The sequence below is a fragment of the Dyella sp. genome (genome assembly GCF_035685805.1).
Taxonomy (GTDB): Bacteria; Pseudomonadota; Gammaproteobacteria; order Xanthomonadales; family Rhodanobacteraceae; genus Dyella_A.
Genome location: NZ_DASSAB010000036.1, coordinates 41888 through 54605 on the forward strand (window position 1 = coordinate 41888; position 12718 = coordinate 54605).

At 68.9% G+C, this 12718-nt stretch carries 11 protein-coding genes; 7 read left to right on the plus strand and 4 right to left on the minus strand.

Going from position 1 to position 12718, the window contains the following annotated elements; all coding sequences use genetic code 11:
- Positions 1-25 precede the first annotated feature (25 nt).
- The 4 genes from VFG40_RS09620 to VFG40_RS09635 all read left to right on the plus strand — a co-directional run bounded on the left by VFG40_RS09620 (position 26) and on the right by VFG40_RS09635 (position 5598).
- Complete coding sequence (locus VFG40_RS09620; protein WP_324897131.1) at positions 26-1804, plus strand: tetratricopeptide repeat-containing diguanylate cyclase; 1779 nt, start codon at positions 26-28, stop codon at positions 1802-1804.
- Positions 1805-1957: 153 nt separating this feature from the next.
- Positions 1958-2224: a DksA/TraR family C4-type zinc finger protein gene (locus tag VFG40_RS09625; RefSeq protein WP_324897132.1), complete on the plus strand. Its 267-nt coding sequence runs from the start codon at positions 1958-1960 to the stop codon at positions 2222-2224.
- Between the two features lie 115 nt (positions 2225-2339).
- Positions 2340-4736 (plus strand): glycoside hydrolase family 3 N-terminal domain-containing protein, encoded by a 2397-nt coding sequence (locus VFG40_RS09630; RefSeq protein ID WP_324897133.1) that lies wholly within the window; start codon positions 2340-2342, stop codon positions 4734-4736.
- Positions 4737-4962: 226 nt separating this feature from the next.
- Positions 4963-5598, plus strand: a complete 636-nt coding sequence (locus VFG40_RS09635; RefSeq protein ID WP_324897134.1) for a glycosyltransferase family 2 protein — start codon at positions 4963-4965, stop codon at positions 5596-5598.
- A gap of 25 nt (positions 5599-5623) precedes the next feature.
- Here VFG40_RS09635 and VFG40_RS09640 read toward each other — a convergent pair whose 3' ends face one another.
- Entirely contained in the window at positions 5624-6082 is a 459-nt protein-coding gene (locus VFG40_RS09640; protein WP_324897135.1) for a TspO/MBR family protein, read from the minus strand.
- A gap of 504 nt (positions 6083-6586) precedes the next feature.
- On the opposite strand from VFG40_RS09640, the gene VFG40_RS09645 reads away from it, so the two are divergent.
- Both VFG40_RS09645 and VFG40_RS09650 read left to right on the plus strand, forming a co-directional pair.
- Entirely contained in the window at positions 6587-7909 is a 1323-nt protein-coding gene (locus VFG40_RS09645; RefSeq protein ID WP_324897136.1) for a carbohydrate-binding protein, read from the plus strand.
- 179 nt (positions 7910-8088) lie between these two features.
- Positions 8089-9015, plus strand: coding sequence for a DMT family transporter (locus tag VFG40_RS09650; protein WP_324897137.1), 927 nt, complete (start codon positions 8089-8091; stop codon positions 9013-9015).
- Here the strand turns inward: VFG40_RS09650 and VFG40_RS09655 are convergent.
- Together VFG40_RS09655 and VFG40_RS09660 are read right to left on the minus strand one after the other, a co-directional pair.
- Positions 8996-9373 (minus strand): DUF5329 family protein, encoded by a 378-nt coding sequence (locus VFG40_RS09655; protein ID WP_324897138.1) that lies wholly within the window; start codon positions 9371-9373, stop codon positions 8996-8998. The genes VFG40_RS09650 and VFG40_RS09655 overlap by 20 nt on opposite strands.
- Before the next feature lie 32 nt (positions 9374-9405).
- Positions 9406-10980: a phospholipase D family protein gene (locus VFG40_RS09660; protein ID WP_324897139.1), complete on the minus strand. Its 1575-nt coding sequence runs from the start codon at positions 10978-10980 to the stop codon at positions 9406-9408.
- A gap of 132 nt (positions 10981-11112) precedes the next feature.
- Here VFG40_RS09660 and panE point away from each other — a divergent pair, with 132 nt between their 5' ends.
- The gene (panE, locus tag VFG40_RS09665) at positions 11113-12054 is read left to right on the plus strand and encodes a 2-dehydropantoate 2-reductase (protein ID WP_324897140.1); all 942 of its coding nucleotides are present in this window, start codon (positions 11113-11115) and stop codon (positions 12052-12054) included.
- Between the two features lie 198 nt (positions 12055-12252).
- Here panE and VFG40_RS09670 read toward each other — a convergent pair whose 3' ends face one another.
- The gene (locus VFG40_RS09670) at positions 12253-12579 is read right to left on the minus strand and encodes a hypothetical protein (RefSeq protein ID WP_324897141.1); all 327 of its coding nucleotides are present in this window, start codon (positions 12577-12579) and stop codon (positions 12253-12255) included.
- Positions 12580-12718 lie beyond the last annotated feature (139 nt).

The window sequence follows — 12718 nt, forward strand, 5'->3', positions numbered from 1 at the left end:
CGCTCGAATCACACCGGTGGCAGGCATGGCTCGAAGGACTCGGGTAATTCTCCTGGCAGGGCTCTGCCTCGCCCTGGTGCTGGGTGCGTGCGGCGTGCAGGCCTTCCAGGCCGGCACGAGCGGCGATCCGGCACCGCTGTTCGAGCGGGCCGAGCCGCTCAAGTCCGCCGACAACGCGGCCTTCCGCGCGCTGGTGGCGAAGCTGGACGCGGAGCAGGCGGCGCTGAGCCCGCTCCAGCGCTGGCATCTGCGTTATCTGCACGCGTGGCAGAAGGACTACGACGGCGACATCGCCGGCGCCACGGCGCTGCTGTTGTCGATCGTTAACGACAGCGGCGATGTGACACTGCGCTTCCGCGCGACTGCGACGTTGATCAATATCCTGGCCGTCACCCACCACTACGAGGAAGCCTACGAGAGGCTCAACGAGCTGGTGGCACAGTTGCCGCAGATCGACGATGCCGCGGCGCGTTTTCAGGGGCTGGGCGAAGCCTCGCAGTTGCTCACTGCCGCGGGCCAGTACGATCTGGCACTGGATTATGCGCGGGCCATGCTGGTGACCGTGCCGCCCGGCGAAGGGGTCTGCCGGGCGCGCTTCTGGGCGCTGCACGCGCGCTTCAAAAGTGGCGTGGCGAAGTCGTCCGATCCCGAGTTCGAGCAGCTCATCGACACCTGCGAGCGCGGCGGCCAGCCGCTGTTTGCCCACGCGGTGCGTGCCGACATCGCGGACATGTACCTGCGCGAAGGCGCTCCCGCGAAGGCGGTCGCGCTGTTGCGCAAGCACTATGACAAGCTCACCCGGCTGCGCTACGGCGCGCTTATCAGCCAGGTGGACGTGGTGCTGGCGCGCGGCTACCTGGACCTCGGCAAGCTCGACATCGCCCAGTCGTATGCCTCCGATGCCTTGAGGCTGAGTGACCGCAGCCAGTTCACGCAGCCGTTGAGCACCGCCTACGAGGTGCTTTATGCGGTGGCCCTGAGGCAGGCCGACTACCACGCGGCGCTGCAGTGGCACGAGAAGTACATGGCTGCCGACAAGGGCTACTTGAACGATGTCAGCGCGCGCGCCCTCGCATACCAGCGGGTCAAGCAGCAGGTGGCCGCACGCAAGCAGCAGATCGACGCGCTGAACAACCAGAACAAGATCCTGCAACTGCAGCAGGCACTGGACCGCAAGGCAGTCCAGGCGAGCCGGTTGTCGATCGTGTTGCTGCTTACGATCCTGGCCTCGATCGGGTTCTGGCTGTATCGACTCAGGCGATCGCAGAAGCGCTTCATGCGCATGGCGCGGCACGACGGACTTACCGGCATCTTCAACCGCCAGCATTTCGTCGAGCAGGCCGAGCGCCTGCTGGCGTCGGCACGTCGCGAGGGTCTTCCGGTGTGCCTGGTCCTGCTTGATCTGGATCACTTCAAGCGCATCAACGACACGCACGGGCATGCGGTGGGCGACCTGGTGCTCAAGCGTGCCGTGGGCATGTGCCACGACCAGCTGCGCAAGCACGACATCTTCGGACGCCTGGGCGGCGAGGAGTTCGGCATCCTCCTGCCGGGCACCTCGCTCGCACGGGTAGGCCGGCGCGCCGAGGCGATCCGGCAGACCATCGCCAGCACCTCGCCTGAGGAAGACACCGCCGGTGTCACGGTGTCCGCCAGCCTCGGCGTCGCCTCGACCGAGCAGGCCGGGTACGACCTGCGCCAGCTGATGGCCGACGCAGACGACGCGCTCTATCGCGCCAAGGACGCCGGCCGCAATCGCGTGGTGCTGGACGGCCTGGAAGCCGTCGCGCCGGGCGCCGCGTGAGCGGCCGCCGGTAAAGCGGACGCCACCGGGCGGCGCCGATGCCGGCTTGAGATGTGGCTGCCTTGCTGCCATATCTGTTTGATACACATGTCTTTGCGTCCGCGCCCTTTGGCGCAATCGTGCCGTCGCAGGGGCCTCAGCGGAGTACATGCCATGGCAACGGGTTGGGCCGGAGACGGCGCCGTGCAGGATCAGATCGACGCCACCGTCAGCGATGCGGTGCAGCGCGCGCGCCAGCAGCTGCGCGCAGGGCCGGGGCTGGAGCAGTGCGAGGAGTGCGACGCGCCGATTCCCGCCGCGCGCCGCAAGGCGGTGCCCGGCGTGCGCCTGTGCGTCGCATGCCAGGAACTCGAGGATGCCGAGCAGCGCAACGGCTCGCTCTACAACCGCCGTGGCAGCAAGGACAGCCAGCTGCGCTGATCGCGGCGCGCCGTATTGCGGCGTGCATTTACGACGGCGCATGTAAACGTTTACATTCTCCCGGTCCCCGATCCGGAACGCGCCATGGCGCTTCCGCCGACCCTGTGGAGAACCCATGCGATCTTCGTCCTGCCCCGGCCTGCGTCCCCGTCTGTTGAACCTGTGCGCGGCGATCGCCTGCACGCTGGCGTTCGGCGCCATTGCCGCGCCCGCTGCCCCCGCCGCTCACACCACGCCGGCGGCGCCCAATCCCCAGCTGGCGTCCGCGGCACTGGAGCAGCGGGTGAACGCGCTCCTGCAGAAGATGACCTTGGCCGAGAAGATCGGCCAGCTGATCCAGTACAACGACCAGGGCTCGTCCGCGCCCACCGCGGTCGACAGCGACACCGCCATTGCGGTCAATCCGGAAACGCGCGATCAGGTGGACGCCTACGCGCTGGCGAAGCAGGGCCAGCTCGGATCGATGCTCAACGTGATCGGCGCCGAGAAGACCCGCCGCTTCCAGGAAGCGACGATGCACAGCAGGCTGGGCATCCCGATCCTGTTCGGCGCCGACGTCATCCACGGCTACCGCACCATCTACCCGGTACCGCTGGGCCTTTCCGCCTCATGGGATCCGCAGCTGGTCGAGGAGGTGTCCCGCATGGCCGCGGCCGAGGCCACCACCGCAGGCGTGAAGTGGTTCTACTCGCCGATGGTCGACATCTCCCGCGACGCACGTTGGGGCCGCTCCACCGAAGGAGCGGGCGAGGACGCCTACCTGGGCTCGGCGATGGCGCGCGCCTACATCCGCGGCTACCAGGGAAGCGACCTGTCCGATCCCCGCAGCGTGGCCGCCTCGGTCAAGCATTTCGCCGCCTACGGCGCGGCTGAGGCCGGGCGCGAATACAACACCACCGACATGTCCGACATCCGCCTGCGCCAGGTCTACCTGCCGCCGTACAAGGCCGCAGTGGAAGCGGGCGCGGCCACGATGATGAGCTCGTTCAACGCACTCAACGGCGTTCCGGCCACCGCCGATCCGTACCTGATGGACGAGATCCTGCGCAAGGAGTGGGGCTTCGACGGCTTCGTGGTGAGCGACTACACCGCGGTGATGGAACTGACCCACCACGGCGTCGCGCTGGACGCGGCCACTGCGACGGCGAAGGCACTGAAGGCCGGCGTGGAAGTGGACATGATGAGCCACTTCTACGACACCCAGATCCCCAAGCTGCTCGAGGACGGACGTCTTTCGATGGCTACCGTGGACGAGGCGGTGCGCCGGGTGCTGCGGGTGAAGTTCGCGCTCGGGCTGTTCGAGCATCCGTATGCCCGCGGCACCGAAGTGACGCAGGCGGTGGATGCGCACCGCCCGTTGGCACGCCGCGCGGCGGAGGAATCGTTCGTGCTGCTGAAGAACGGTGGCGACGGTGACGGGGCCGCGCCGGTGCTGCCGCTCTCCGGCGGCGTGAAGAAGCTGGCGCTGATCGGCCCGTTGGGCGACGACGCGGGCGAAATGCAGGGCGCCTGGGGCGGCGCGCAGCATCTGCCCGACGTGGTGACGCTGCGCGATGGTTTGGCCGCCCGCATGGAAAAGCGCGGCGGTGCATTGCTGTATGCGAAAGGCACCGACGTGCTGAGCGATTCGCAGGCGGGTTTTGCGGAGGCGAAGCGAGCGGCGGAACAGGCCGACGTGGTGGTGATGGCGCTGGGCGAGTCGTCCAGCATGAGCGGCGAGGCGGGCTCCCGCGCCCGGCTCGACCTGCCCGGCAACCAGCAGCAGTTGCTGGAAAGCATCGTCGCCACCGGCAAGCCCGTCGTGCTGCTGGTGTTCTCCGGCCGCCCGCTGGTGCTGGACTGGGCCGCCCGGCACGTGGGTGCGATCATGGAAACCTGGTTCCCCGGCACCGAGGCGGGTAACGCGGTGGCCAATGTACTGTTCGGCGACGTGGCGCCCAGCGGCAAGCTGACCATGAGCTTTCCGCGCGCGGTCGGTCAGGAGCCGCTGTACTACAACCAGTTCCCGACTGGCCGCCCAGCCGGCGACGCTGACCTAGCCAAACCTCCGGCGGGCGACACGCGGTTCATCTCGCGCTATATCGACGTGCCCAACGACGCGCTGTATCCGTTCGGTTACGGCCTCAGCTACACCACCTTCGCCTATTCGGACATCCACCTGTCGCGGAATGCCGTGCCGCTGTCCGAGGCCAGGCAGCGCAACGCAGCGGATCTGGTGACCGTCACCGCCACCGTCAGGAACACCGGCTCGCGCGAAGCGACCGAGGTGGCGCAGCTCTACGTGCGCAACCTCGGCGCCAGCGTCGAACAGCCGGTGCGCAGCCTGAAGGGCTTCACCCGGGTGACGCTGAAGCCCGGCGAGTCACGGCAGGTGAGCTTCCCGCTGGGCTTCGCCGAGCTGTCGTTCTGGAACGTCGCAAGCGAGCAGGTGGTCGAGCCGACGCACTACACCGTGTGGGTCGGCGGGAGCTCGCTGGCCACCGGCCAGGCGGAGTTCGACGTGGTGCGCTGAGTCACGCCACCGGCGCAAGGCAACGTAAAACGGCAGCCCCTGTGGCTGCCGTTTTACATTGCCGCGCCGGTCGGCAGGGCGCCGCCGATTGCATCGCCAATGCGCGGCGCACGTGTGCGTTGGCGCGAGCGGGAGCGGCGTCGAAGGCGACGCCGTTCTTGCGCGCAGGATGTGGCCGAGCGCCGCATGGCCGCTGCAGCGCGACATCCGCCGCTAGCATGCGCCGGTGCCGCGCCCCCTCTTCTCGATCCTCATGCCCACCTACAACCGCGCCGCGCTGCTCGATCGGGCGCTGGCGTCGGTAGTCGCGCAGACGCAGCCGGACTGGGAGCTGCTGGTAATCGACGACGGGTCCATCGACGGCACCTGGGCGAGCCTGTGCGACTGGCGGCGCAGTGATCCCCGCATCCGCTGCTGGCGACATGCCAATCGCGGGCAGGTGGGCAGCCGCAATGCCGTGCTCGCCCATGCCGGCGCGCCGTGGATCGTGTTTCTCGACAGCGACGACGAGCTGCAGCCGCACCATCTCGAACGCCGCTCGCGGGCGATCCAGGACCAGCCGCACGTGGACGTGTGGATCTCGCCGATGCACGTGGTGGGTAGCCCGCTGGTGCCGTGCATGCACCTGCCCGGCCAGATGGTGCACGTGGACGACTGCGTGGGCGTCGGCATGCTCACGGTGCGGCGCCAGACCATGGTCGCGGTGGCCGGCTTTCCCGACGTGGACTACGCCGAGGAGGCCGGCCTGCTCGAGCGGATGGTCGGCGCCGGGGCCGTCGTGCAGCCGCTGGAGGAGCGCTCTTACGTATATCACCGCGGCCATGCCGACTCGATCACCCATCGGCGCCAAGGGGCCGGCTGAGCGCATCACCGCGTCGTGGCTCGATTCATGCGCCCGGGTTGAGGTGCCACAGCGCCGCGTTCAGCACGCTGGCAAACGCCACCCAGGCGATGTACGGCACCATCAGGCAGCCGGCGGCGCGATCGCGTCGGAAGAACGCAGCCGCGGTGAGCACGATCAGCACCAGTAGAGCCAGGATGTCGACCAGTGCCGCGGCCAGCAGGTGACGCCCGAAGAACAGCCATGACCACGCACCGTTGAGCACCAGTTGTGCCAGCCACAGGCCGATGGCCGCATCGACGCCGCGCTTGCGCCAGGCGCGCCACGCGGCGACCGCCATGAGCAGGTAGAGCACGCTCCACACGGGTGCGAACACGCTGTTGGGCGGATTGAACGAGGGTTTGGCGAGCGCTGCGTACCAGTCGCCCGGCATGAACCGGCTGCCGACGAAGCCGGCGAGTGCCGCCAGCAGTACAAAGCCCGCGAGTGACAGCCACTGGCGCATCCCGTCCGCTCCTGTTGCGAAAGCTCCGCAGGCTAGTGGCCGGTGCGGGCAGCGACAAGCGCAGGCTTCGCCGCCATCAGGCCCGTGAGGGCGCCGGCGACATGCGGCAAGCCGTCAGACATCGTTGTCATTAAATTAACCTGGCCGTGCTGCTTCACAGCATGCGTGCGGGCTCGAGCGTCGCGCCCCGGCGTTGCCGCCGCGGCTGGACGGGCCGCGGCCGTTGTGCGTCACAGACACCTCTTAATGCTGCTGGAGCAGCACGGATCAAGCCATCCAGAGCATGCCGTTGCCGACGGGGCTCCTTCACAGGCGAGCTCACAGTTTGGAAAAAGTCGCATAGACAACGTTGTCATCGAGGTCTAACAAAGGACATTCGCAGGCCATCACACGCGGTAACGCAAGGAAGCACCTGGACGAGGTATCCCCACCGGCCGACGGGATGCGGCCGCGGCGTCGTCCGGCAACCACCCGAAGCGATGACAACCAACCGGAGGTAGTCCCATGTTTGTGAAGCGATCAGCCCGCTGGTCCCGCCTGGTGCTCGGTACGCTGGGCAGCGCAGGCAGTACCGCACTCTGTGCGGCGCTCGCCAGCGCCTTGCCGATGCAGTCGGTACAGGCGCAGACGACGACCGCGTGCGCGGCCCCGTGGAGCGCCGGCACCGTCTACACCGGCGGCAACAGCGCCAGCGAGAACGGCACCAACTACACCGCCAACTGGTGGACCCAGGGCGACGACCCGGCCACCCACAACGGTGGCCCGGGTTCGGGCCAGCCCTGGACGGCCCAGGGGAGCTGCGGTGGCTCGACCACGCCGACCGACCCGCCGCCCACCGACCCGCCGCCGACCAATCCGCCACCGGCGCCCGACGGCCTGCTGTTCAGTCCGTACAAGGACGTCACCATCAATCTCAACTGGAACACCAACACGATGCGCACGGCCGCTGCCACCGGCTCGCCGATCCCGATCGTGGGAAGCGGCAGCCTGGTCTCCGGCTATGTGCCCAACCTCGGCGCGATCACGCTGGCGTTCGCCTCCGGCGAGTGCGGCAGCGAGAGCTGGGGCGGCATTCCCGCGGCGAGCTTCGCCAGCGCCAACGTGCAGGCGCTGGCCGACGCCGGGGTGAACTACGTGATCTCCACCGGCGGCCAGGCCGGCAGCTTTACCTGCGGCTCGCCATCGGGCATGGCGCAGTTCGTGGCGCGCTACAACTCGCCGCACCTGGTGGGCGTGGACTTCGACATCGAGGGTGGCCAGACGCAGGCGCAGATCAACAACCTGATCGCCGGTGCGGTGTACGCCCAGAACCTGTATCCCAACCTGCGCTTCTCGTTCACCCTGGCGACCCTTGCCGCCTCGGACGGCAGCTACGGCGGGCTCAACGGCACCGGCGACATGGTCGTGCGCTCGGTGCTGGCCTCGTCCCTGCAGCACTACACCATCAACCTGATGGTGATGGACTTCGGTGGCCCGAGCGCGGGAGTCTGCGTGCTCGCCAACGGCCGCTGCGACATGGGTCAGTCGGCGATCCAGGCCGTCACCAACCTGCGCCATACCTACAACGTGCCGGCCAGCCATATCGAGCTGACGCCGATGATCGGCCTCAACGACGTCACCAGCGAAACCTTCACCGCCGCCGACGTGGACACCGTGTCCGCCTACGCGGTGAGTGCCGGCCTGGCGGGTGTGCACTACTGGTCGCTCGACCGCGATACGCCGTGCGCCGGCGGCAGTACCGGCTATGCCTCGCCGGTATGCAACTCGATCGACGGCACGACGCGGCTTGAGTACACCAAACGCTTCCTGCACGACCTGGGTCGCTGATCGGGGCGCGGCTTGCCGCGCCACCCCGCGGGCCCGGTTCCCTCACCGGGCCCGCTTTTTTTGCGTTCTGGTCATCCGCGCACGTGTTCGACCAAGGCCGGATCGACAGCACATCGGCTGCTCGCTAGCGTTGAGGCGATGAACTGCTCCCTCTCACGCTGTCGCGTCGCTTCGCTGCGATGACCCCGCCGGGCGGTTCGGCGGGCGAGCCCGGCGCGCGCTATTTCGCCACGCTGGTGGCGGCCACGTTCCTGATGGGTTCGAGCTTCATCGCCGGCAAGATCCTGCTCGGACACGGCGTGCCGGCGATCCTGCTGGTCGGCTGGCGGTTCCTCATCGCCGCGGTGGCGACGTTGCCGCTACTGGCCGTGGCCGAGTGCCCGTTGCAACGTGCACTGTGGCCGCCGGGCATGGGCCGCCGGCACGTGCCGGTGGTCGCGGCGATCGGCCTGCTGCAGACCGCGGCGGTGATGGGCCTGCTGTTCGTCGGGATGCGGCACATCCCGGCGGCCGCCGCGGCCATCCTGCTGTTCAGCAATCCGATCTGGGTAGCCCTGCTGGGGCGATTGTTCCTGCACGAAACGCTCGGCCCGGTGCAGATGGCCGGGATGGCGCTGGGCATGACCGGCGTGGCGCTGGCGATCGGGCCGTCCGCGCAGGTGGCGCAGGACGCCGGCGCGCTGGCCGGGGAGCTGTGCTGCCTGGCCTCGGCGTTGTGCTGGGCCATCGCCACCACGGTCAACAAGCGCGCGGCGTTGCCGATCGGTGGCTGGGCGCTCAATTTCTGGCAGATGCTGATCGGCGCGCTGGCGTTGCTGGCGCTGGCCTACGCCAACGGCGAGCGCTGGCCGGCGTCGCTGGAGGCCGATGGCTGGGCGTGGTTCGCCTGGCTGGCGGTGCCGGCCTCGACGGGGTCGTTCGGCCTGTGGTTCGTGGCGCTGCGCCGCGGAGGCGCCACGCGCACCAGCGGCTGGCTGTTCCTGGCGCCGCTGTTCGCGGTGCTGCTGTCGTTCGCGCTGCTGCACACGCAGCTGGCGCCGCTGCAGTGGGTCGGCGGTGCGCTGATCGGCCTCGGCCTGTGGTTGGTCAACCGGGTGCGGGTGTAGAGGCAGACGGGCGATACGCGGCAAGACGCTCGTGCAACCACTGCGCCGACGGCTCGCTGTGGCCGTCGGCGAATCGGATCAGGTACGGCGTGCCGGACATGGACGAGCCGGTAGCGCACAGGCGGATGAAGTCCTCGGCGGTCTGCACCCGGTCGCCGGCGTAGCGCAGCTTCATGCGCAGGTGGCTGACTGCCTTGTCGGCACCGTAGTCACGGCCGTTGCGCACGAAGCGCGCGTCGTGCAGCTGCGCGACCGAGTCGATCAGGTAGTCGATCCGTCGCTGTTCGGCCGGGGCCGCGGCGTGGGCGATGCCCACGAGCAAGGTCATCAGCAGCAGGGTCTTGATTACAGTACGCATGGGGACTCCCGGGTGGCGGCGCAGGGCGGGGTTCACAACAGGCCTTCGATCGGCAGCAGCTTGATCAGGTTCACCTCGACCTTGCGCCCGGTGGTGGCGCCCGGGTCGCTCTCGCGGGTGACTTGCCGGCTGCCGTCGCGGGCACGCCACTGCAGCGCGGCGTGGGCCGGATCCTCGCCCGGTTCGAGCATCACGTGCCAGGCGCTGGAGGGTGCGGTGGCGGTGTCGAAAAAGCGTTCCACCGCCTCGGCCAGTGGCGCCGAGTCGACGATGATGCCCATCTCGGTGTTGAGCAGGCGGGAGCGCCCGTCCATGTTCATCGAGCCGATGAATACCTTGCGCGCATCCACCACGATGGCCTTGGCGTGCAGGCTCACCCCGGACGACTTGCCGGCGTCTGTCGCCGGCTGTTTCGCGCCCGGTTCCGGGCGCAGTTCGTACAGCTGCACGCCGCCGCGCAGCAGCGGCTCGCGATAGCGCGAATAGCCCGCGTGCACGGCCGGCTCGTCGGTGGAGGCCAGCGAGTTGGTCAATACGCGTACGTCCACGCCGCGCCCGGCGATACCGGCCAGGAACGCGGTGCCGTCGTCGCCGGGGATGAAGTAAGGCGAGATCAGCCGCACGTCGTGGCTGGCGTCGTCCAGCAGTGCCTTGATGTCCGGACCTATCCGCAGCTGGGCCGCCTCCGCGCCGGCCTCGATCTTTTCCGGCTGGTCCGCCACCAGCTCGGCCGGGCCCCAGAACCACTTGCCCGGACGATCGCCCGACGGACCGTGCGGAAGCTGCTCCAGCGTGGCCTGGGCGTAATCGCTCTGCGCAAAGCGACGCGCCTCGCGCCCCAGCTGTACGCGCAAGGCGGCCAGTTCGGCGTGCCCGGCGTGCGCGCCGCGGAACGCCTGCACCGGGTACGCCGCCTCGCAGTTCCAGTAATCGTCGAAGGCGACGGAGGCCTGCCGCACCACCGGTCCGATCGCGATCAAGTCCAGGTCGCGGAAGTGGGTGTCTTCGCCGGCATCGAAGTAGTCGTCGCCGATGTTGCGTCCGCCCACGATCGCCACGGTGTTGTCGGCAATGAACGATTTGTTGTGCATCCGGTGATTGAGCCGACTGGCGTTCATGACGAACTGCGCTGCCTTGGCCAAGGTGGAGCGGTCGTTGGTGCCGAACGGGTTGAACAGGCGCACTTCGATGTTCGGGTGCGCGTCCAGCGCATCGAGCATGTCGATCTGCTCGTCGACGTTGATGTCGTCCAGCAGCAGCCTCACCCGTACGCCACGGTCGGCGGCGGCCAGCAGGCGTTGGGCCACCAGCCGGCCTGTCGCATCGTTGGCGAAGATGTAGTACTGCAGGTCCAGCGTGTGCTCGGCATGGTCGGCCAACGTCACGCGGCTCATCAGGGCGTTGGTGCTGAAGGTGAGCAGGCGGAAGCCCGACTGCTGCGCGTGCTGCTTCACCTGCGCCTGCACGTAGCGCGTGCTTGGCGTGTCGGCGCGCGGCGCGACGGCGGTACTGAGGTGCCTGGGGAAATCCCGGCGCAACGTGGCGCAGCCGGACACGGCGAGCGTGGCAAGCATGAGGGCGGTCACTGCCGGCAGGGATGGGGCCATGTCGCTTCCTGTGTTACGTGTTTAGCGACGTGACGGTGCGATGAAACGCGTGAACGCGGCGCGACGCGTGCGCTCATCGCTCTGGCCGAAGCATCTATGCTGCCGGCCATTCCACGACAGGAGCAGTTATCCATGCGCATCCTCGTACTCGGTGCCGGCGGCACCGGCGGCTATTTCGGCGGCCGGCTGGCCCAGGCGGGCGCGGATGTGACCTTCCTCGTCCGTCCCGCACGCGCCGTACAACTGCAGCGCGACGGGCTGGTGATCCGCAGCCCGCGCGGCGATGCGAGGGTGGCGGTGAAGTGCCTGGTTGCCGACGAGCTTGCGCAGGAGGCCGCCACGCGTCCGTTCGAGCTGGTGCTGCTCAGCTGCAAGGCGTACGACCTCGACAGCGCGATCGATGCGATCGCTCCGGCCGTGGGGCCTCGTACGGTCGTGCTGCCGATCCTGAACGGGCTGCGGCACTACGCGGTGCTGGACGCGCGCTTCGGCGCGACGCGCGTGCTCGGCGGGCTGTGTTTCATCAGCGCGACCAAGGGCGAGCATGGCGAAGTGCTGCACCTGGGCAAGCCCGCCTCGGTCACCTTCGGCGAGCGCGACGGCACGACCGCGGGGCGTTGCGAGGCGATCGCCGCAATGTTCGACGCGGCAGGCGTCGACCATCGGCTGTCGCCGGACATCGCTCGCGACCTGTGGATCAAGTTCACCTTTCTCACCACGCTGGCAGGCGCCACGTGCCTGATGCGGGCGAGCATCGGGACCATCGTGGCCGCCGAGGGCGGACAGGCCTTCATCGAGGCCATGTACGACGAATGCGTGGCGGTGGCCGCGGCGGCGGGCCAGCCGATCCCGCGCGAGGCGCAGGATGACGCGCTGCGCATGCTCACCCAGGTGGGCTCCTCCGTAACCGCGTCGATGCTGCGCGACCTCGAATCGAACGAGCGCATCGAGGGCGACCACATCGTGGGCGACATGTGCCAGCGTGCCCACGTGGCGGGGCAGCGGGCGCCACTGCTGGATCTGGCGCGGGTACACCTGCGGGCGTACGAGCTTCGGCGCGCGGGTGGAGCGTAGCGGCCGCCTGTACTCGCAGGCCCACTGGCAGAGTCATGCGCATGTCCGAGCGGAGAAGATCAAGGGGCTGGTGCTCAAGACCTGTTTCCTGCGCAAGGCCTGATCGACGCCGGCAGCGGCCGGTTCACAGCATGCGGCGCAGCGTGTTGTCGCGTTTCACCAGGTGGTGCCACAGCGCTGCGGCCGGCTGGAGGCCAATTACCCGGTAGAGATCCGGCCGAGCGATTCGTGCAGATCCTCCACCCGCTTCCGCGCGGCGGGATTGGCGTGTACCCGCATCGGTAGCGCCACCCCCGACCACGGCAGCGTCACCGCTTCGCCTGCGTAGTTCAGCGCGAGGATCCAAAGGACCGGCCCCCCTGGAAGGAGCAGGTACAGCGCCGCGTGCGTGACGCCTGCCGCCAGCATGGTGAGGCGGCCGGGCGCGGGGGCGATGGGCGGCCGGTGGCCGCGCGCCACGCCGTGCCGATCACGCGCACCACCGGCAGGGCCAGCCCGCCGCTCCGGCAAGCGGGTGGCCTGCACGGCCAGCGCGCCCGGCGCAAATCCCGTCCCGACGGGAGCGGCGTTGACGCGGCCTCAGGCGTCTGCAGGGGGCGGCGTGCTGGACATCAGCACGCGGTTGCCGCCGCGGCGCTTGGTGGCGTACATCGCATCGTCGGCC

Coding starts and splice junctions, on each gene's coding strand:
- VFG40_RS09620 (WP_324897131.1), top strand. CDS start 26: ATGGCTCGAAGGACTCGGGTAATTCTCCTGGCAGGGCTCTGCCTCGCC.
- VFG40_RS09625 (WP_324897132.1), top strand. CDS start 1,958: ATGGCAACGGGTTGGGCCGGAGACGGCGCCGTGCAGGATCAGATCGAC.
- VFG40_RS09630 (WP_324897133.1), top strand. CDS start 2,340: ATGCGATCTTCGTCCTGCCCCGGCCTGCGTCCCCGTCTGTTGAACCTG.
- VFG40_RS09640 (WP_324897135.1), bottom strand. CDS start 6,082: ATGCGCCAGTGGCTGTCACTCGCGGGCTTTGTACTGCTGGCGGCACTC.
- VFG40_RS09645 (WP_324897136.1), top strand. CDS start 6,587: ATGTTTGTGAAGCGATCAGCCCGCTGGTCCCGCCTGGTGCTCGGTACG.
- VFG40_RS09650 (WP_324897137.1), top strand. CDS start 8,089: ATGACCCCGCCGGGCGGTTCGGCGGGCGAGCCCGGCGCGCGCTATTTC.
- VFG40_RS09655 (WP_324897138.1), bottom strand. CDS start 9,373: ATGCGTACTGTAATCAAGACCCTGCTGCTGATGACCTTGCTCGTGGGC.
- VFG40_RS09660 (WP_324897139.1), bottom strand. CDS start 10,980: ATGGCCCCATCCCTGCCGGCAGTGACCGCCCTCATGCTTGCCACGCTC.
- panE (WP_324897140.1), top strand. CDS start 11,113: ATGCGCATCCTCGTACTCGGTGCCGGCGGCACCGGCGGCTATTTCGGC.